The 20,125-nt window shown below is 70.5% G+C and carries 9 protein-coding genes and 10 pseudogenes; 15 read left to right on the forward strand and 4 right to left on the reverse strand.

The features are described from left to right. Positions 1–171: 171 nt before the first annotated feature. On the reverse strand, positions 172–2,001 hold the full coding sequence (locus tag L2X98_RS17625) for an AMP-dependent synthetase/ligase (protein WP_259613378.1): 1,830 nt from the start codon (positions 1,999–2,001) through the stop codon (positions 172–174). A 140-nt stretch (positions 2,002–2,141) separates the two neighbouring features. Here L2X98_RS17625 and L2X98_RS17630 point away from each other — a divergent pair. Together L2X98_RS17630 and L2X98_RS17635 are read left to right on the forward strand one after the other, a co-directional pair. Next, positions 2,142–2,833, forward strand: a pseudogene (locus L2X98_RS17630) (lysophospholipid acyltransferase family protein). Positions 2,834–2,859: 26 nt separating this feature from the next. Next, a pseudogene (locus tag L2X98_RS17635) lies at positions 2,860–4,190 on the forward strand (class II 3-deoxy-7-phosphoheptulonate synthase); the annotation flags it as partial. Positions 4,191–4,220: 30 nt separating this feature from the next. On the opposite strand, the pseudogene pknB reads toward L2X98_RS17635, so the two are convergent. Together pknB and L2X98_RS17645 are read right to left on the reverse strand one after the other, a co-directional pair. Continuing rightward, positions 4,221–6,156 (reverse strand): annotated as a pseudogene (pknB, locus tag L2X98_RS22530) (Stk1 family PASTA domain-containing Ser/Thr kinase). 81 nt (positions 6,157–6,237) lie between these two features. Then, the gene (locus L2X98_RS17645) at positions 6,238–7,560 is read right to left on the reverse strand and encodes a LysM peptidoglycan-binding domain-containing protein (protein ID WP_435526288.1); all 1,323 of its coding nucleotides are present in this window, start codon (positions 7,558–7,560) and stop codon (positions 6,238–6,240) included. A gap of 169 nt (positions 7,561–7,729) precedes the next feature. On the opposite strand from L2X98_RS17645, the gene L2X98_RS17650 reads away from it, so the two are divergent. After that, positions 7,730–8,080: an Rv2175c family DNA-binding protein gene (locus L2X98_RS17650; RefSeq protein ID WP_259611750.1), complete on the forward strand. Its 351-nt coding sequence runs from the start codon at positions 7,730–7,732 to the stop codon at positions 8,078–8,080. 7 nt (positions 8,081–8,087) lie between these two features. On the opposite strand, the pseudogene L2X98_RS17660 reads toward L2X98_RS17650, so the two are convergent. Further along, a pseudogene (locus L2X98_RS17660) lies at positions 8,088–9,186 on the reverse strand (polyprenyl synthetase family protein). A gap of 65 nt (positions 9,187–9,251) precedes the next feature. On the opposite strand from L2X98_RS17660, the gene L2X98_RS17665 reads away from it, so the two are divergent. The 12 genes and pseudogenes from L2X98_RS17665 (at position 9,252) to L2X98_RS17710 (ending at position 20,053) form a co-directional block, all read left to right on the forward strand. After that, a complete protein-coding gene (locus L2X98_RS17665; protein WP_259611753.1) occupies positions 9,252–9,617 on the forward strand; it encodes an SCO2097 family morphological protein in 366 nt (121 codons plus the stop codon). Positions 9,618–9,814: 197 nt separating this feature from the next. Further along, positions 9,815–10,246, forward strand: a complete 432-nt coding sequence (gene mraZ / locus L2X98_RS17670; protein WP_259611754.1) for a division/cell wall cluster transcriptional repressor MraZ — start codon at positions 9,815–9,817, stop codon at positions 10,244–10,246. A gap of 102 nt (positions 10,247–10,348) precedes the next feature. After that, positions 10,349–11,309, forward strand: a pseudogene (gene rsmH, locus L2X98_RS17675) (16S rRNA (cytosine(1402)-N(4))-methyltransferase RsmH). 103 nt (positions 11,310–11,412) lie between these two features. After that, positions 11,413–11,877 (forward strand): cell division protein FtsL, encoded by a 465-nt coding sequence (ftsL, locus tag L2X98_RS17680; protein WP_259611755.1) that lies wholly within the window; start codon positions 11,413–11,415, stop codon positions 11,875–11,877. Positions 11,878–12,019: 142 nt separating this feature from the next. Further along, positions 12,020–12,289, forward strand: a pseudogene (locus L2X98_RS22715) (penicillin-binding protein 2); the annotation flags it as partial. Between the two features lie 364 nt (positions 12,290–12,653). Beyond that, positions 12,654–13,178: pseudogene (locus L2X98_RS21910) on the forward strand (penicillin-binding transpeptidase domain-containing protein); the annotation flags it as partial. 151 nt (positions 13,179–13,329) lie between these two features. Beyond that, a complete protein-coding gene (locus tag L2X98_RS21915) occupies positions 13,330–13,659 on the forward strand; it encodes a penicillin-binding transpeptidase domain-containing protein (RefSeq protein WP_354003083.1) in 330 nt (109 codons plus the stop codon). A gap of 15 nt (positions 13,660–13,674) precedes the next feature. Beyond that, positions 13,675–15,088 (forward strand): annotated as a pseudogene (locus tag L2X98_RS17690) (UDP-N-acetylmuramoyl-tripeptide--D-alanyl-D-alanine ligase). Further along, entirely contained in the window at positions 15,085–16,194 is a 1,110-nt protein-coding gene (gene mraY, locus L2X98_RS17695) for a phospho-N-acetylmuramoyl-pentapeptide-transferase (protein ID WP_259611756.1), read from the forward strand. The pseudogene L2X98_RS17690 and the gene mraY overlap by 4 nt, the downstream one beginning before the upstream one ends. Next, a pseudogene (murD, locus tag L2X98_RS17700) lies at positions 16,191–17,730 on the forward strand (UDP-N-acetylmuramoyl-L-alanine--D-glutamate ligase). Before mraY ends, murD begins: the two are co-directional and overlap by 4 nt. Further along, positions 17,690–18,901: a putative lipid II flippase FtsW gene (ftsW, locus tag L2X98_RS17705; RefSeq protein WP_259611757.1), complete on the forward strand. Its 1,212-nt coding sequence runs from the start codon at positions 17,690–17,692 to the stop codon at positions 18,899–18,901. The pseudogene murD and the gene ftsW overlap by 41 nt, the downstream one beginning before the upstream one ends. A 74-nt stretch (positions 18,902–18,975) precedes the next feature. Beyond that, positions 18,976–20,053, forward strand: a pseudogene (locus L2X98_RS17710) (UDP-N-acetylglucosamine--N-acetylmuramyl-(pentapeptide) pyrophosphoryl-undecaprenol N-acetylglucosamine transferase). Positions 20,054–20,125 lie beyond the last annotated feature (72 nt).

A 20,125-nucleotide genomic window follows, 5' to 3' on the forward strand; every position in this document is an offset into this window, starting at 1 on the left:
CGCGCCGCGCCCGCGCACGCGTCGCGCCCGCATCGCCGCGCCGCGCCCGCACCGCGCACGCGCCCCCCACCCGGGAGAGCGCCCCGCCACGCGACTGCACATCAAACCCGCGACTGCACATCAAACCCGGCCAAGTTTGATGTGCACTCGGCCAAATCGTACGATTTCGCGTTACTTGAGGGAGGTGTTGGTGGTCGCGACGGGGACGTTGTAGATCTCGTCCACGTCGGCGGCGAAGTCCGCCATGATCACGTTCCGCTTGATGCTCAGCTTCGGGGTGAGATGGCCGCTGGCCTCGGTCCACTCGGTCGGCAGGATCGTGAACTTGCGGATGGACTCCGCCCGCGACACGGTCTTGTTCGCCTCGTCGATGGCCCGCTGCACCTCGGCACGCACCTGCGGGTGGGCCGCGGCATCCGCCAGCGACATGTCCGCAGACAGGCCGTTGTTGCCGAGCCAGGTCGGGAGCATCTCGGAGTCCAGCGTGATCAGCGCCGCGATGAACGGGCGCTGCTCTCCCACCACCACGACCTGCCCGACGACCGGATTGGCCCGGATGGGATCCTCCAGCGACGCCGGGGCGACGTTCTTGCCGCCCGCGGTGACGATGATCTCCTTCTTCCGCCCGGTGATCGTGAGGAACCCGTCCGCGTCGAACGCGCCGATGTCGCCGGTGCGGAACCAGTCGCCCTCGAACGCGGCGGCGGTCGCCTCGGGATTGTGCCAGTACTCCTTGAACACGTTGATGCCGCGCACCTGGATCTCGCCGTCGTCGGCGATGCGCACGCCCACTCCGGGCAGCGCCGGTCCGACCGTGCCGATCTTGGTCTTCAACGGCTGGTTCACGGTGGCCGGGGCGGTCGTCTCGGTCAGGCCGTACCCCTCGAGCACGGTGATGCCCAGGCTCGCGAAGAAGTGGCCGAGCCGGTCGCCGAGCGGCGCCGATCCCGAGATCGCGTAGACGACGTTGCCGCCCATGGCCGTGCGCAGCGTGCTGTACACGAGCCGGTCGAACATCTTGAACTTCAGCCCGAGCAGGAACGGGACCTTCGTGCCGTCCTGCACATGCCGCGAGTGCTCGATCGCCGTGCGCGCGGCGGTGCGGAAGATCTTGCCCTTCCCACCCGACTCGGCCTTCTGCTCCGCGGAGTTGTAGACCTTCTCGAACACCCGCGGCACCGCCAGCAGGAACGTCGGCTTGAACGAGCCGAGCGCCGGCAGCGCCTTCGTGTCGGGCTGGTGCCCCGTCTTCACCCCCGCGTGCACGTCCAGGATCGAGATGAACCGGGCGAACACGTGCGCGGTCGTGATGAACAGCAGGGTGGACGCGCCGGGGGTCTCGACCACCTCGTGCAGCGACCGCGCGGAGTTGCGCGCCAGCTCGACGAAGTTGCTGTGCGTGAGCACGCACCCCTTGGGGCGGCCGGTCGTCCCGGCGGTGTAGATCAGCGTGGCGATGTCGTCGCCGTCGGCCAGCTGCCGGCGGCGCTCGATCTCGGCATCCGGGATGTCGGTGCCCTGCGCCCGCAGCGCGTCCAGGGCGCCGTCGTGCATCTGCCAGGCGCTGCGGATCAGCGGGAGATCGCCGCGCGCCTCCGCGAGCCGCTCGGAGTGCTCCGGGAGCTCGGTGATGCACGCGATGGCGCCGGAGTCGGACAGATTCCACTGGATCTGCCCCGCCGAGCTGGTCTCGTAGATCGGCACCATCACCGCGCCGACGTAGAACAGCGCGAAGTCGACGAGGGTCCACTCGTAGGTGGTCCGGGCGATGAAGCCCACCTTGTCGCCGGGCTCGATGCCGGCCGCGACCAGTCCCTTGGCGAGGGCGATGACCTCGGCGCGGAACTGCGTGGCCGAGACATCCCGCCACCCGTCGCCGTCGGGGACCGCGAACAGTGCGAGGTCGGGCGTGGCCTTGACCCGCTCTTCGAGCAGGTCGGCGATGTTGGCCTGCGGGTCGGCAGGGACGAGCGCGGGTATGTCAAACTCGACGGGGACCATGTTCGGCATCTCCTTCGGTACCGTTCGGGTTGCTGAGCTTCGAGTCTATCCGGGCCGCCTCGGGGGTCAGCCTCGCCGGTCCGCACCGCCGCCGGCCCCCGCCGATAGACTGCAGCGGTGCACGGGGGAGGGGATGCGACATGTTCTACTGGCTGATGAAGTACGTGTTCATCGGACCGGTGGTCAAAGCCGTCTTCCGGCCCTGGATCGTGGGGCGTCGCAACGTGCCGGCCTCCGGGGCGGCGATCCTCGCCAGCAACCACCTCTCGTTCGCGGACTCGGTCTTCCTTCCTCTGATGGTCGACCGACCCGTCGCGTTCCTGGCCAAGAGCGACTACTTCACCGGCCGCGGCCTGCGCGGCTGGGCGACCCGGGTGTTCATGAAGGGCACCGGCCAGCTGCCGATCGACCGCTCCGGCGGCCGGGCGTCGGAGGCCTCGCTGAACACCGGGCTGCAGGTGCTCGGCCGCGGGGAACTGCTGGGGATCTACCCCGAGGGAACGCGCAGCCCGACGGCAAGCTGTACCGCGGGCGCACCGGCATCGCCCGGATGGCGCTGGAGGCCAAGGTGCCGATCGTGCCGGTGATCATGGTCGACACCGACACCATGATGCCGATCGGCCGGCGCCTACCCCGCATCGTGCGGATCGGGGTCGTGATCGGCGAGCCGCTGGACTTCTCGCGTTTCGCCGGCATGGAGAACGACCGCTACATCCTGCGATCGGTGGTCGACGAGATCATGGTCGCGCTCGAGCGGCTCGGGCAGCAGGAATACGAGGATGTCTACGCCTCGACGGTGAAGGACCGTCTGGCGTCATCTGCGAGAGCATGACCGAGGCCGCCCAGTAGACTGAGCGGATGCTGCTTCCCCTCGACGACCTGGACCACTGGCGCACGCTTCCCATCAAGCAGCGAGCCGCAGTGGAACGATCCCGAGGCGGTGGCCGCGGCATCCGCCGAGATCGCCTCCATGCCGCCGCTCGTCTTCGCCGGCGAGGTCGACCAGCTTGCGCGACAAGCTCGGCCGCGCAGCGGCGGGAGAGGCGTTCCTGCTGCAGGGCGGAGACTGCGCCGAGACGTTCGCCGGCGCCACGGCCGACAAGATCCGCAACCGCATCAAGACGGTGCTGCAGATGGCCGTGGTCCTCACCTACGGTGCCTCGCTGCCGGTGATCAAGATGGGCCGCATGGCGGGCCAGTTCGCCAAGCCGCGCTCCAGCGAGGACGAGACCCGCGGCGACGTGACCCTGCCGGCCTACCGCGGCGACATCGTCAACGGCTACGACTTCACCGAGGGCTCGCGCACGCCGGACCCGCAGCGACTGCTGCGCGGCTACCACACCGCCTCGGCGACGCTGAACCTCATCCGCGCGTTCACCCAGGGCGGGTTCGCCGACCTGCGCGAGGTGCACAGCTGGAATCAGGGCTTCGCGAAGAACCCCGCCAACCAGAGGTACGAGCGGCTCGCCGGCGAGATCGACCGGGCGATCAAGTTCATGCAGGCCGCGGGCGCCGACTTCGAAGAGCTGCGGCGGGTCGAGTTCTACACCGGCCACGAGGGCCTGCTGATGGACTACGAGCGGCCGATGACCCGGATCGACTCGCGCACGAGCCTGCCGTACAACACGTCGGCGCACTTCCTCTGGATCGGGGAGCGCACCCGCGACCTGGACGGCGCGCACATCGACTACTTCTCGCGCATCCGCAACCCGATCGGGGTCAAGCTCGGCCCCACGACCAGCCCCGAGACGGCGCTCGCGCTCATCGACAAGCTCGACCCGAACCGCGAGCCGGGCCGGCTGACCTTCATCACGCGGATGGGTGCGGGCAAGATCCGCGACGCCCTCCCGCCGCTGCTGGAGGCGGTCAAGGACTCGGGCGCGACGCCGCTGTGGGTCACCGACCCGATGCACGGCAACGGCATCACCACCCCGACCGGCTACAAGACCCGCCGCTTCGACGACGTGATCGACGAGGTGCGCGGCTTCTTCGAGGCGCACCGGGCGGTCGGCACGTTCCCCGGCGGCATCCACGTCGAGCTGACCGGCGACGACGTGACCGAGTGCCTGGGAGGGTCGGAGCACATCGACGAGGCGACCCTCGCCACCCGGTACGAGTCGCTGTGCGACCCGCGGCTGAACCACATGCAGAGCCTGGAACTGGCTTTCCTGGTCGCCCAGGAGCTCGAGGGCAGCGGTAAGGGATGCCTCGGGGGCGCGTCAGAACCCCGAAGACTTCACCTTCACGTCCGAGCCAGGGAGCAGGTAGGTGTGGGCGGCGGGGTCGGTCTCGGTCGCAGTGAAGAATCCCCAGAGCGCCTCGGGGATCGACGACTGAGGGTTCAGCCGTGCAGCCTTGAGCGTGGCCATGGCGTCGGACAGCTTCTGTCCCGCAACATCCGGCACCTCCACGGGCTGCGGCCCCTTCGAGACCACGAGCGTCGTGGAGTCGCCGGGGCGCCACCATCCCGCCGGGCTGCGCGCGGCCATGCTGATCACGGAGCCCTTCGCGACGCCGTCGCTGTACGCCTCGCTCTGGGATGAGACCGAGATGCCGGCGTCCTTCAGCGTGGCGACCGCGTCGTCCGCCGGCATCCCGACGACGCTCGGCAGCGTGCCGAGCGAGACCCACAGCGTCGCCGAGTCGCCTTCGTGCGCGGTGCAACCCTCGCCGCACTCGATGTCCTTGCCGCCGCCGGCGGGATGCACGAGCGTGCCGACGACTGTGTCCTTCGCGCGATCCGTGTAGAACGTGGTGCTCTTGTCGTCGACGGACACGTGCTGCGCGGCGAGCTGGGAGCGCGCGTCGCCCTCCTTCTTCCCGATGAGCGTGCCGATCGTCACCTCGGCCGGCCCGAGCGAGACCACGACGTCGACGCGGGTGTCCTTGTCGACCCGCGTACCCGGATCCGGCCGCGTGCGGATCACCGTGCCCTTCTCGACGTCGAGGCTGGTCTCGCTCTTGCGCACGGCCGTCAGCGAGTCCTCCTGCAGGAGCTGCGCGGCCTGGGCGAACGTCTTGCCCGCGACATCCGGCACCGCGATCAGCGACCCCGGTCCCGAGCCGAACCACCACCCGGCCCCGGCCGCGCCGCCGGCCAGCAGGCACGAGCACCAGCATCCAGATGCCGGCGGCACGCCGCTTGCGGGTGCGCCGTCGTAGCCGGGTGGCGTTGTCGTCGTCCTCGGCGGGAGGGGCCGCGGATGCCGCGACCGCCGACGGCAGGACCTTGGTGACCTCATCCGAATCCAGCCGATCCGTGGCCACGGCACCCGAGACGGCCAGGGTGCGCTGCACCTGCGGCGCGATTCCCAGCTGCTGCTCGATCTCGCGCAGTCGGCGCAGCATCTCGTCTGCGTCCACCGGCCGCTCGTCCGGGACCTTCTCGGTCGCCCACAGGACGAGCTCGTCCAGCGGCTCGGGCACGCCGGGGTTCTTCGCGCTCGGGCGCGGCACCGAGTCGGTGGCGTGCTGGAACGCGATCTGCATCGGCTGCTCGCCCTTGTACGGCTGTTCGCCGGTGAGCATCTCGTAGAGCATGATCCCGAGCGCGTAGATGTCGCTGCGGGCATCCGCCGTGCCGCGGGTCACGAGCTCGGGCGCGAGGTAGGCGATCGTGCCCAGCAGCAGCTGGCCGCTCGCGGTGTTCGCGGTGGTCGCGCGGGCCAGCCCGAAATCGCCGATCTTGATGCGCCCGTCCTCGGCCAGCAGCACGTTCTCGGGCTTGACGTCGCGATGCACGATGCCGGCGCGGTGGGCCGCGGCCAGCCCGGACAGCACCGCGTCCATGATCGTGACCGTCTGCGGGACCGTGAGCCGTCTCTGCTCGCGCAGCAGCTCGCGTAGCGTGATGCCGGGCAGGTACTCCATGACCATGTAGGCCATCTCGCCCTCTTGGCCCTGATCGAACACGTTCACCACGTGCGGATCGGCCAGGCGGGCGGCCGCCCGCGCCTCTTGGATGAACCGGCCCTGGAACACGGCGTCGTCGCTGAGATGGCTGTGCATCACCTTGAGCGCGACCCGCCGTTCCAGCCGCAGGTCGGTGGCGACGTACACGGTCGCCATGCCGCCGCGCGCGATGCGCGCGCGCACCCGGTATCGGCCGTCGACCAGACGTCCGATCAGCGGGTCGGCCTGCTGACTCGTGCTCACCCTGCGAGTCTACGGACGAGAGGCATCAAGCCCGGGGAGCGGCTCACCTGCAGAGCGCACCGGTGCGGCGGGGCGGGAGCCTCAGCCGACGGCCTTCAGCCACGCGTACGCGGGCTTCTCCCACTGCGCATAGGCGTTCGGGTACGCGGAGATCTGCACCGCCTGCGCCGCCTCGGTGAACGCCATCTTCTCCCAGCCGGGGATGTCGAGCAGACCGCGGGTCGTCGACCCGTTCGGGTCGCCCGGTCCGCCGAAGAACGCGCGGATCGAGCGCTCGGCGTTCCGCACCTGCGCGGCCGTGCCCCAGCCGGTGCTCGGCCGCTGCTGGAACAGCCCGAGAGAATCGCGGTCGCCGAAGTCGAGGTTGCGCAGACCGGACTCCTGCATCGCCGTGCCGAGGGCGATCGCCACACCGCGGTCCGAGACGCCCAGCTGCCGGCCGACCCGCACGATCAGGCGCACGTTCGCCGCCTGCTCGGTGCTGAGCCCGGCGATCCCGCTGGTCGGGATCTTCACCTTCTGCCCGGGGTAGACGATCGAGCTCCAGTCCATGTTGTTGGCGTGCAGCAGCGCGGTGACGCTGACGCCATGCCGGGATGCGACCGCCGACATGGTGTCGCCCGCACGGATCACGTACGACGCGCCGGGCGCGACCGTCACGGCCGAAGACCCCGTGGAGGCGGGCGCCGCCTTGGCTGGAGCCTTCGTCGCCGGCTTCGGCGTCGTCTTGACCGGCGTCTTGGCGGCCGTCTTCACCGGCCGAGAGGATGTCGCGGCCGTGGCGGCCCCGGGAATCACCAGCTTCTGCCCCGGGTAGATGATCGAGGACCACTGCAGTCGGTTCGCCGTCAGCACGGCCTGAGTCGACTGGCCGTGGCGCTGCGCGATCGCGCTGACAGTGTCGCCGGAGCGGACCGTATAGCTGGCCGCCGCACGCGCCGTGGTCGCGGCCCGCGGGGCGGCCTTCGCCGCCGGCTTCGCGGTCGACTTCGCCGGAGCCTTGGCCGCGGGCGCCTTCGACGCCGCGGCGCCGCTCGGCGGCTTCAGGCGCAGGGCCTGGCCCGGGTAGATGACCGTGGACCAGCCCAGCCCGTTCCAGGCGAGGACGTCGGCGGTGCGCAGCCCGTAGCGTGCGGCGATGGCGCTGACGGTGTCGCCGCGGACGATCCGGTATGTCGTCGGCACTCGCCGGGCCGTCGGCGCGGGCGCCGCGATCGCGGCGGCGCCGGCGCCCAGGATCGCCGCCGCGCTCGTGCCATGGGCCAGCAGCGCCGCGGGCGAGACCGGCGGCAGCGCCGAGGCCGGCGACTTCGGCGCGAGCGGTGCGCGGCTCTGCGGCTCGGCGGCGTGCGCGGGTGCGCCCACCAGCGAGAGCGCGAGCGACCCCACGATGGCAGCGGGCAGCGAGCGGATGTGCGGCGAATGAAGTTGTGCGAGATCGGCACGAGTTTCCCCCTCGGTGACCATGACACCGTGTCACGGATGAGCATTCGTGTCAACTGGTGATATAGGAGGGATGCTTGTGGCTTATGTGAATGATGTGGTCCTCGATCGAGCGTGAGATAGTGGGCTGGTGACCGGTGAGAACGCAGCATCCGCTCCGATCGAATGGCTGACCCTGCCCGAGCTGGCGGAGGCGGTCGGCGAGACCGTCGGTCGCGTGCGACGAATGCTGGACGACCGCCAGTTCGCAGCCGTCCGTCGCGACGGCGTGCTGCGGGTCCCCGCCGCGTTCGTCGTGGAGGGTCGTCCGCTGTCGTCCCTGCGCGGGACGCTGTTCGTGCTGCACGACGCCGGATTCACCGACGACGAGGCCATCGACTGGCTGTTCGCGCCGGAGGAGACCATCGGCGTCCCGCCGATCGACGCACTGCGTCAGGGACGCAAGAGCGAAGTGCGCCGCGTCGCCGCCACCCTGGCCTGAGTGCCGGTCAGGCCGCGCGCACCGCGGCGGCGCGGGCGAGATCGCGCAGGCGGCCGACCGCCGCGTTCCCCAGCCGGGCGCCGGACAGCGCCCGGTCGGCGCGGCGCACGTAGTCGGCGATGAGCGTCTCGACCCGCTCCAGCGCGCCGCTGTCCTGGATGGTGCGCTGCAGCATCGCGATCTGCGCGTCGTCCAGGTCCGGATCGCCGACCAGCTCGTCGATCACGCGGCGTGAGCCGAGGGGAAGCGTCTCGCGCGCGTACGCGATCAATACAGTGCGCTTGCCCTCGCGCAGGTCGTCGCCGGACGGCTTGCCCGTGACCTGCTCATCGCCGAACACCCCGAGCACGTCGTCGCGCAGCTGGAAGGCCATGCCGACGGGATGCCCGAACTCCGACAGGGCGCGGAGCTTGCTCCTCGTCGGCGCCCGCCAGCCGGCCGCCGATCAGCAGCGGCTGTTCGACGCTGTAGCGCGCGGACTTGAGGGATGCCACCCGCAGTGCGCGTCGGGCGTGCTCGTCGTCCGCGGCCCGGACGTGCGCGGACTCCTCGGCGACGTCCAGGAACTGGCCGATGGTGACATCGCGGCGCATCCGGGCGTACTGCGCGCGGGCGGCGCCCGCGCGATCCGCGGCGACCGGGCGCAGCGACTGTTCGAACAGGTCGTCGCTGAGGGCGACCAGCAGGTCGCCGAGAAGGATGCCGCCGGCCCGGCCGAAGGCGGCGGCGTCCCCGCTCCATCCCGCGTCGCGGTGGGCGGACTCGATCCGGCGGTGCGCGGAGCGGCGCCCGCGGCGGGTGTCGGAGTTGTCGATGATGTCGTCGTGCACGAGGGCGGCGGCGTGGAAGACCTCCAGGGCCGCCGCGGCGGTGATCACCGCCGCATCCGGCGTCGCGGTCGCGGTCGATCCGGCCTCGGCGACCGCCTGCCATCCGCTCAGGCAGAACTGGGCGCGCAGGCGCTTTCCCCCGGCCACCGCGCCGGCCGCGGCATCCATCAGCATCGCCGCTTCGGGACCGAATTCGGCGGTGTCGGCGCGCTGCGATGTGAAGAAGGCATCCAGTTGCTGGGAAAGCGCCGCGATCGGCTCAGGGGAGGATGCCACGGGCCTAGCCTAGTGATCGGAGCCACGAGTAGACTGGTGGGAACAGGTTCACCCGAGGGGGATGCATGCCACTCTCCGAACAAGAGCAGCGTCTGCTCGATGAGATGGAACGCCATCTCATGCACAATGATGCCGACGTCGTGCACACATCGCGCGACGGCCGGTCCATCAGCTACCGCAATATCGTCTACGGCACGGTGCTCGTGCTGATCGGACTCGGCGGTCTGATCGCGGGCGTCGCGGTCCCGCTCGTCTTCCTGGGCGTTCTCGGCTTCGTCGTGATGCTCGCAGGGGTCGTGCTCGCCGTCACTCCGACCCGCGGCATCGCCCGCGGCGAGACCGAGAACCGGCGCCCCGCATCCGGAAAACCGTCCGCATCCTTCATGGACCGGATGAACGACCGTTGGGATCGCCGCCAGCAAGGGCACTGATCTCCATCGGCAGTCGATGAACACCGACCTTCGGGTCGGTGTTTTTTGTGCCCGCGAACCGCCTCCGCCGGAGGCGGTTTCGTCGTTCGGGGAGGACCGGTGGAGGAAACGCACATCAGGTGGTGGTGAAGTGGAGGATAGTGGAGTAAAGTGGCGGACAACCTCACGGGGGGCCGGACGAAGGGGGGTGATCGGCGATGTTGCTCGGAACGCATACCCCGAAGCTGGACGACAAGGGCCGGGTCATCCTGCCGGCGAAGTTCCGCGACGACCTGGGCGCAGGCGTCGTCATCACCCGCGGCCAGGAGCGCTGCCTCTACGTCTTCGCGGCCGAGGAGTTCGAGCGCATCCACGAGCGCATCCGCGAGGCACCCCTGACCAACAAGCAGGCGCGCGACTTCCTGCGCATGTTCCTGTCCGGAGCGAGCGCCGAGCAGCCCGACGGACAGAATCGCGTCACCCTGCCGGCGCCGCTGCGCGCGTACGCCGGCCTGCAGAAGGAGCTGGTCGTCACCGGCGTCGGCGCCCACGCCGAGATCTGGGACGCCGACGCCTGGAACGCCTACGCCGAGGACAACGAATCGACCTACGCCGAGATGGAGCAGGAGGTGATTCCGGGACTGTTCTGATCCCTGTTCGTGATGCCCAGCCGCTCACGCCCTGCCGCACCTTCCCCGGTGTCAGGTAGAGCGGATGGGGATCAGGATCCGGGAACCGGACCCCTTCTGCTCATGGACATCCGCGACATCCACACCCCTGTCATGCTCGACCGCTTGCGTCGAGCTCTGGCGCCGGCCATCGACCGCGACGGCGCGGTCATGGTCGATGCGACGTTGGGCATGGGCGGCCACGCCGAGGCGTTCCTGGAGCGCTTTGGCCGGCTGCACCTGATCGGCCTGGACCGCGACCAGGACGCGCTGCGCATCGCCGGCGAGCGCCTGGCCCGCTTCCGAGACCGGATCACGCTCGTGCACGCCGTCTACGACGAGATCGCGGATGCCGTGGCCGACCGGGGCGCCGTGGACGGCATCCTCTTCGACCTCGGCGTGTCGTCGCTGCGAGCTGGACGAGGCCGACCGGGGCTTCGCCTACGCACAGGACGCCCCCCTGGACATGCGGATGGACCAGTCGACCGGGATGACCGCGGGCGATGTGCTGGCCACCTACGGCGAGGGAGACCTGCGCCGCATCTTCGAGCGGTACGGCGAGGAGAAGCTCGCCGGTCGATACGCTCGGGCGATCATCGCGGCGCGCCAGGAGACGCCCATTCTGCGCTCCGGTCGCCTCGTGCAGATCCTGGTCGCGGCCACCCCCGCCGCGGCACAGCGCGCCGGCCACCCGGCCAAGCGGGTGTTCCAGGCGCTGCGGATCGAGGTCAACGGCGAACTGGCCGCGCTCGAACGGGCGATCCCGGCCGCGCTCGGCGCGCTCGCCGTGGGCGGCCGCATCGTCGTCCTGGCCTATCAATCGCTGGAGGATCGTCTGGTCAAACGGGCGATCGCACAGGCATCGGCATCCACCGCCCCGGCCGGCCTGCCGGTCGAGCTGCCCGAGCACGCCCCCCGATTCCGTGCCCTCGTCAAGGGCGCCGAGCTGGCGACCGACGCCGAACGCGCGCGCAACCCGCGCGCGACGCCGGTGCGGCTGCGCGCGGCCGAGCGCCTTCGACCCGACGGGAAGGAGAGGGCATGAGCACCGACGCCGCCCTCGCACGGTCGCTGCCGTCCCGCGACCCGGAGCCGAGCACCGCCTGCGCGCGCTGGAGCTGCCGCGGCGCCGTCGTCGCCCGCGGCTGATGTACGGCCTCGTCGCGGTCGCCGGCGCCCTGTCGATCGTCGGCGCGCAGATGGTCCTGTCGGTGATGAACACGCAGAGCTCGTACGAGATCTCGCGGCTCAGTTCGCAGGCGCGGCAGCTCACCTGGGAGAAGCAGATCCTGGGCGACGAGATCACCGGCCTCAGCTCACCGCAGTACCTCGCCGCGAACGCCTCGGCGCTGGGCATGGTCATCGACGAATCGCCCAGCTACCTGCGACTGAGCGACGGCAAGCTGCTCGGAGCGGGCAAGGCGGCGCCCAACCGGTCGTCGGTGAACCCGCTGAGCCAGGGTGCCGTGGCCAACCGGCTGATCGCCCAGACCCCACTGGTGACCGACACCGACGCGACCATCGACGGAGCCAAGAACGCGACGAAGACCACCACGGAATCGGTGACACCCGTGCCCGTGACCGACGGACTGCCCAGCGTGCGCACACACTGAGACCATGACGAGCCGAAGCACCCGAAGCCCCCGCCGCCGCACCGTGGTCGCGCTCGTCGTCGTCCTCGCCGTCCTCAGCGCCTTCGTGGTGCGCCTCATCGACATCCAGGTCGTCAACGCGCAGGAGAACATCTCCAACGCGATGTCGCACGGACTCGGCGTGGAGCAGAAGCTCACCGGCACCCGCGGCTCGATCGTGGACGCGGCCGGCCAGCCCCTGGCCACCAGCGTGCTCACCTACGACTGCCAGTTCACCCCGGTGAACGTGCGAACCATCACCCGGCAGACCGCGGACGGCGAGAAGGTCAAGGTCCCGTGGCCGCAGCTGGCCGACGAGATCGCGAAGATCACCGGGCAGACCGGTGACGAGGTGCGTCAGATCGTGTCGGACGCCCTCACCTCGGACCCGCACTCCCAGTACGCCCTGCTGAAGAAGGGGCTCAGCACCGAGCAGTACCGCGCCCTGATCGAGCTGGGCGCCGACTTCATCAGCTGGCACCGCCCAGCCCTCGCGCACGTACCCCAACGGCGCGGTCGGGGGCAATCTGATCGGGTACGAGTACGGCGACGGCGACTTCGCCGGGCTGGAGGGGACCGAGAACTCCTGCCTGGCCCCGACCGACGGCACCCTCAGCTTTCAGGCCGGCAAGGACGGCGTGATCATCCCGGGCACCGAGACCGAGAAGCCGGCGGTCGACGGCGGCACCGTCACGCTCACGATCGATCGCGACCTGCAGTGGTACATGACCCAGCTGGCCAAGCAGGCCAAGCAGGAGATGCACGCCCAATACGCCACCGCCACCGTGCTCGAGGTGAAGACCGGCAAGATCAAGGCTGCCGCGGAGTACCCCACGGTCGATCCCAACAACATCACCGCCTCGGGCACCTTCCTGAACAGCCACATCTTCGGCAGCCGGTTCGAGCCCGGATCGACGTTCAAGGGCATCACCGCCTCGACCCTGATCGATGCCGGCGGGCAGACGCCGCTGTCCACCGCTGTGGTGCCCAGCACGGTGCACTTCAAGAACGGCGCGGTCGTCCGCGACGCGACATCCCACCCCACCTACGACTACACCCTCGCCGGCGTGCTGATGGACTCTTCGAACGCGGGGGCGTCGGTGTTCAGCCAGCGGGTGAGCGCGCAGACGCGGTACGACTACCTGAAGAAGTTCGGGATCGGATCCGGCAGCGCCGTCCACTTCATGGGCGAGCAGCACGGGCTGGTCCACCCGGTCGGCCAATGGGACAACCAGATGCTCTACGACACCGCGTACGGGCAGGGTCTGACCACCACGATCCCCGAGCTGCTCGGCGCCTACGACGGGATCATCAACGACGGCGTGAAGATGCCGCTCGAAGCTGGTGGAGTCGTGCACGAAGGCCGACGGCACGGTGGTCGCCCCCACCGAGCCCAAGCCGACCCGGGTGATCAGCGAGAAGACCTCCGGGCAGATGCGCGAGATCCTGGAGAACGTCGCGCTGCAGGCCACCTACAGCAGCATGATCAAGATCCCCGGCTACCGCATCGGGGTCAAGACCGGCACCGGGCAGATCGCCGAGAACGGCCGGTACAAGAGCGGCGTCTACTACACCACGATGATCGGCTTCGCGCCCGCCGACGACCCGCAGTATCTGGTCGCGATCACGCTGAACGAGCCCACTAAGGTAAGGTCGTCTTCGGCCAACGCGCCCTATTTCCAGAAGGCGATGACCCAGGTCCTGAAGACCTACCGGGTGATGCCCTCCACGACCAAGCCGACGATGCTGCCGAAGTTCGGCTGACTCGCACCTGCACCCATGATCGCTCTCACCCTCGCCCAGATCGCCCATGCCATCGGCGGAGAACTCCGCACGGCCGACGGCGACACCGACCAGACGGTCGTCGCCGGCGACGTCGACACCGACTCCCGGCAGATCCGGTCCGGCGGGATCTTCGTCGCCAAGCCCGGCGAGGCCACCGACGGCCACCTGTTCGTCGACGCCGCGGTCGCCGCCGGCGCCGTCCTGGCGATCGTCGAGCGCCCGGTGGACGCGCCGGTCTCGCAGATCGTCGTCCCCGACGCGGTGCAGGCGCTGGCCGACCTCGCCCGCGAGGTGGTCGCCCGCGTGCGCGAGCGCGGCGATCTGCGCATCGTCGGCATCACCGGGTCCAACGGCAAGACCACGACCAAGAACCTGCTCGCCCGCATCCTGCAGGACGAGGGCGAGACCGTCGCACCGCGCGCCTCGTTCAACAACGAGGTCGGCGCGCCGCTGACGATGCTCCGCGTCACCGAGTCCACCCGCTATCTGGTCAGCGAGTTCGGCGCGAGCGGGCCGGGGGCGATCGCGCGCCTGGCCGGTCTGGTCGAACCCGACATCGGCATCGTCCTGATGATCGGGATGGCCCACGCCGGCGGGTTCGGCGGGATCGACGGCACGGTGAAGGCGAAGTCCGAGCTCATCCGGGCCGTCCGGCCGGGCGGACTGGCCGTCCTGAACCGCGACGACGCGCGCGTCGCGTCGATGGCGCAGATCGCGGCCGAGCGCGGCATCCGGGTCGTGTGGTTCGGCACCGGAGAGGACGCGGACGTGCGCGCGGCCGACATCGAGACGGATGCCGCAGGCACCCGGTGCCTGGTCACCGTGGACGCCGCGACCCTGCCGCTGCGACTGCGGGTGCTCGGCGCCCACCACGTGATGAACGCCCTGGCCGCCCTGGCGGCCGCGGTCGCCCTGGGCGTCGCCCCCGGCGACGCCGTGGCCCGGCTGGAGACGGTCGAGCTCGCGGAGCGGTGGCGGATGCAAGCCGCTGGGCAGCGAGCGGGTGCGCATCATCAACGACGCGTACAACGCCAGCCCCGATTCGATGGCGGCCGCGCTGCGCACGCTCGCCCAGATCACCGGTCCCGGCGAGCGCACCGTCGCGGTGCTCGGCGCGATGAGCGAGCTGGGGGAGTACGCCGGCGAGGAGCACGACCGCATCGGCGAGCTCGCCGTCCGGCTGCGCATCCAGCGCATCGTCGTGATCGGCGCCGACGCCCGGCGGCTGTTCCTGGCCGCCGTCGGCGAGGGGTCGTGGGATGACGAGGCCGTCTGGTTCGCGACGGCCGACGAAGCCTACGACTATCTGCTGACCGAGCTGCGCGACGGCGACCGGGTGCTGGTGAAGTCGTCCAACTCGGCGGGACTGCGGTTCCTCGGCGATCGTCTGGGAGAATCGTTCTCGTGAGATCCCTTCTGACAGCGGCGGCGGTCTCCCTGGCCTTCACGCTCTTCCTCACCCCGGTCTTCCTGCGGCTGTTCCGCCGCTGGGGCTGGGCCCAGGTGATCCGCACCCCGGACGACATCCACAACCCCAGCCACTCCGCGAAGCGCGGCACCACGACCATGGGCGGGACGATCTTCATCGTCGGGGCCATCGTCGGCTACCTCGTCGGTTGCTTCGTCGGGAACAACCCGCCCACCATCTCGGGTCTGCTGGTCATCTGGATGATGGTGGGCTTCGGCGCGGTCGGCTTCATCGACGACTTCATGAAGGTGCGCCGCCAGCGCAGCCTGGGCCTGACCGGCTGGCGGAAGATCGTCGGACAGGTGGCGGTCACCGTGCCCTTCGGCATCCTCGCGCTGCAGTTCCCCGACGCGTACCACCAGACCCCGGCATCCGGCTACGTCTCGGTGTTCCGCGACATCCCCGTCCTGAACCTGTTCGCGCTGGGCGTGGTCGTCGGGTGGATCCTCTACCTGATCTGGATCACCTTCATCGGCGTGGCCTGGTCGAACAGCACGAACGTGACCGACGGCCTGGACGGGCTGGCCACCGGCATCGGGATCTTCACCATCGCCGCGATCAGCCTGTCCACGTTCTGGCAGTTCCAGCAGACCTGCGTCGGGCAGGCGCTGGTGCCGAACTACCAGCCGGCCTGCTACACCACGCGCGACCCGCTGGATCTCACCATCATCGCGGCCTCGTTCGTGAGCGCCCTGGTCGGGTTCCTCTGGTGGAACGCGCCCAAGGCCAAGGTGTTCATGGGGGATGCCGGGTCCATGGCGATCGGCGGGGTGATCGCGGCCCTGTCCATCCTGTCGCACACCGAGCTGCTGGCCGTGCTGATGGCGGGCGCGTTCATCATCGGCCCCGGCTCGGTCATCCTGCAGCGGCTGTACTTCAAGCTGAGCCGAGGCAAGCGGCTGTTCCTGATGAGCCCGTTCCACCATCACCTGGAGATGCGCGGGTGGCAGGAGATCACGATCGTGGTGCGGATGTGGATCATCGCCGGGATGCTGGCGGTCACCGGCATCGGGCTGTTCTACGTCGAATGGCTCTCCCGCACATGAGCGGCCGGCCGGAATCCCTGACCAGCTGGTACGCCGACTGGTCCGGGCTGCGGGTCGCGGTGCTCGGGCTCTCGGTCACCGGCTTCTCGGTCGCCGACACGCTGGCCGAGCTCGGCGCGGAGGTCCTGGTGGTCACCGAGGACGCCGCCCCCGAGTACGAGCAGGCCTGCCGGTGATCGGCGCGGCGCTGCACACCGGCCCGCTCGACCAGGTGCCGACGGCGCTGATCTCATTCGCCCCCGAGGTGGTCGTCGCGTCGCCGGGGTTCGCACCGCGGCATCCGCTCGTGCAGTGGGCCCAGGCATCCGGCATCCCGCTGTGGGGGATGTCGAGCTGGCCTGGCGCGTGCGCGACAAGGTCACCCGCCCCGACGGCGCGCCGGCCGACTGGATCCTGATCACCGGGACCAACGGCAAGACCACCACGACGCAGATGACCGCCGCGATGCTGGTCGCCGGCGGCCTGCGCGCGGCGCCGTGCGGGAACATCGGCATCCCGGTCCTGGACGCCGTGCGCGACCCCGCCGGCTTCGACGCGCTCGTCGTGGAGATCTCCAGCCATCAGCTCTGGTACCTCTCGCATCAGGTCGACTCGCCGGACCCGGTGTCGCCGCACGCGAGCGTGTGCCTGAACCTGGCCGCCGACCACCTCAAGTGGCACGGCTCGTTCGAGGCGTACCGCGATGCGAAGGCCGTCGTCTACGCCCACACCAGGGTGGCGTGCGTCTACAACCGGGCGGACGAGGCGACCATGCGGATGGTCGAGGACGCCGAGGTCGTCGAAGGCGCGCGGGCCATCGGCTTCGGACTGGACGTGCCCGGGCCCAGCGACCTGGGGCTGGTCGAGGGCATCCTCGTCGATCGCGCGTTCCTGGACGCCCGCCGGACCAGCGCCCTCGAACTCGGCACGGTCGCCGAGCTCGCCCGGCAGGGGCTGGCCGCCCCGCACGTGGTGGCCAACGCCCTCGCCGCAGCCGCGCTGGCCCGTTCGCTGGACGTGGACCCGACGGCCGTGCGCGAAGCCCTGCGCGGCTTCCGGCTGGACGCGCACCGGATCGAGGTGGTCTCCACCGCCGGCGGTGTGACCTGGGTCGACGACTCGAAGGCGACGAATCCGCACGCTGCGGCATCCTCGCTCGCCGCCTATCCGGGCGCGATCTGGGTGGTCGGGGGACTGCTGAAGGGCGTGGACATCGCCGCACTGGTGGCCGGCCGCGGCAGCACCGCGAAGACGGCGGTCGTGATCGGCGTGGATCGCGCCCCCATCGTCGCGGCGTTCGCGCGACACGCGCCGTCGGTCCCGGTGATCGAGGTCGACCCCGGTGAGACTGAGGATGTCATGGCGCGGGTCGTGCAGATCGCGGCCGGGGTGGCGCGTGACGGGGACGTGGTGCTGCTCGCCCCCGCCGCGGCGTCGTTCGACCAGTTCTCGTCCTACGCCGACCGCGGCGAGCGCTTCGCCGCCGCGGTGCGGGAGCTGAGCACGAGGGGGGCCGATGACGAGCACGACGACCCGGCCTCCGGCGGGGGCGCCTGACGCCGAACCGCGCCGATCCGGGCTGACCGCCCGCGTCGTGCTGGGCAAGGTGTTCGCACCGGTGCCCAGCGAGTTCCTGCTGATCGCCTCGACCGCACTGCTGCTGACCGGCTTCGGCCTGGTGATGGTCCTGTCCGCCACCTCGGCAGTCGGCACCGCGAACGGCGACGCGCCGTACGAGTCGCTGATCAAGCAGTCCGTGTTCGCCGTCATCGGCATCCCGCTGATGTTCATCGCCAGCCGGTTCACGATCGGGTTCTGGAAGCGGATGGCGTGGCCGGTGCTGATCGGCGCGACGGCCTTCCAGATGCTCGTGTTCACGCCGCTGGGCGTGGACAACGACGGCAACACCAACTGGATCAAGATCGCGGGCCTGCAGGCCCAGCCCTCGGAGTTCCTCAAACTCGCCCTGGCGCTGTGGATGGGATACGTCCTGTTCCGCAAGCAGACCCTGCTCGGGCTGTGGCGGCACGTGTTCATCCCGGTCGTGCCGGTCTCGGTCGCGGTGATGGCCACGGTGCTGGCCGGGCACGACCTGGGTACCGTGAGCATCCTCGTCCTGGTGGTGCTGGCCGCGCTGTTCTTCTCCGGCGTCAAGCTGCGCATCTTCGTGATCCCGCTGATCCTCGCCGCCGGAGCGCTGGTCGCGTTCGCGGTGACCAGCCCGAACCGCATGGGCCGGATCATGAGCTTCCTCGACCCGGTCTGCACCGACTACTACAACGCCTGCTATCAGCCGTTGCACGGCATCTGGGGCCTGGCCAGCGGCGGCGTCTTCGGCCTGGGCCTGGGCAACTCGAAGCAGAAGTACGACTGGCTGCCGGCCGCCTCCAGCGACTACATCTTCTCCATCGTCGGCGAGGAGATGGGGATGATCGGATGCTGCGTCGTGCTCCTGCTGTTCGCGCTGTTCGCCGTCGGCGCGTTCCACATCGTCCGCAAGACCGACGACCCGTTCGTGCGCATCGTCGCCGGTGCCATCACCGTCTGGATCGTCGGCCAGGCGCTGCTGAACGTCGCGGTCGTGCTGCGGCTCGCCCCGGCGCTCGGCGTCCCGCTGCCGTTCATGTCGCAGGGCGGCACGTCGCTGGTCTCGGTGCTGATCGCCTGCGGGGTGCTCCTCTCGTTCGCCCGGACGATCCCGACGCGCACGACCGCCGCCGGTCGGTGACGCCGGGCGGCGGGCATCGGGTGGTGGGGTCCGGGCTCCGGGCGGCCTTCAGCGGCACCGGTTAGGGTCGATGGGTGACGACGTACCTCCTGGCCGGCGGCGGCACCGCCGGGCATGTGAATCCGCTGCTGGCGGTCGCCGACGGTCTGCGTGAGCGTGAGCCGGACGCCGACATCCTGGTGCTCGGCACCCGCGAGGGACTCGAGGCGCGGCTGGTGCCCGAGCGCGGGTACGAGCTGCTGTTCGTCGACAAGGTGCCGTTCCCGCGTCGGCCGAACCGGGCCGCCGCCGTGTTCCCGGCACGGCTTGCGTCGGGCCGTCGGGCAGGTGCGCGCGCACATCCGGGAGCGCACCGTGGACATCGTGGTCGGCTTCGGCGGCTACGCCGCCGCGCCCGCGTACCTGGCCGCGCGGCGCGAGAGGGCGCCGTTCGTCGTGCACGAGGCGAATGCGAAGCCGGGCCTGGCGAACGTGCTGGGCGCCCGGCGCGCCGCCGCGGTCGGGGTCGCGTTCGAGGGCACCCGGCTGCGCGGCGGCGACGTGGTCGGCATGCCCCTGCGGCGCGAGATCGTCGACCTGGATGCCGCGGCCGCCCGGGCCGAGGCATCCGCCTTCTTCGACCTCGATGCCGACAAGCCCACGCTGCTCGTGTTCGGCGGGTCGCTGGGCGCGCAGCGGCTGAACGAGGCGTTCGCCGGATCATGGCGCGACGTCCTGGACGCGGGCTGGCAGCTGGTGCACGTCACCGGTGAGCGCAGCGCCCTGCCGGACCCCGAGGTTCCCGGATACGCGCTGCGCCGGTACGTCGACCGGATGGACCTCGCATTCGCCGCCGCCGACCTGATCGTGTCGCGGTCCGGGGCGGCCACGGTCAGCGAGATCAGCGCCCTCGGCATCCCGGCCGTCTACGTGCCGTATGCCGTCGGCAACGGGGAGCAGGCGCTGAACGCCGCCTCCAGCGTGCGCGCGGGAGCCGCGCGCACCATCCCGGACGGCGAGTTCACCGCCGAGCGGGTGCGGTCCGAGATCGTGCCGCTGCTGGACGATGCCGACCGGATCGATGCGATGCGGCGGGCCGCGGCATCCGTCGGCACCCGCACCGGCACCGCGAACGTCATCGCCCTGATCGACCGGGCGCTCGGCCGCGCCTGACGCCGTTCACTGTCCGGGCGATCAGAACTCCGGAGATCCGTGCACTCGCGCGGGCGAACACCGCGGAATCTC

This window comes from Microbacterium elymi, assembly GCF_021582895.2.
GTDB lineage: Bacteria > Actinomycetota > Actinomycetes > Actinomycetales > Microbacteriaceae > Microbacterium > Microbacterium humicola.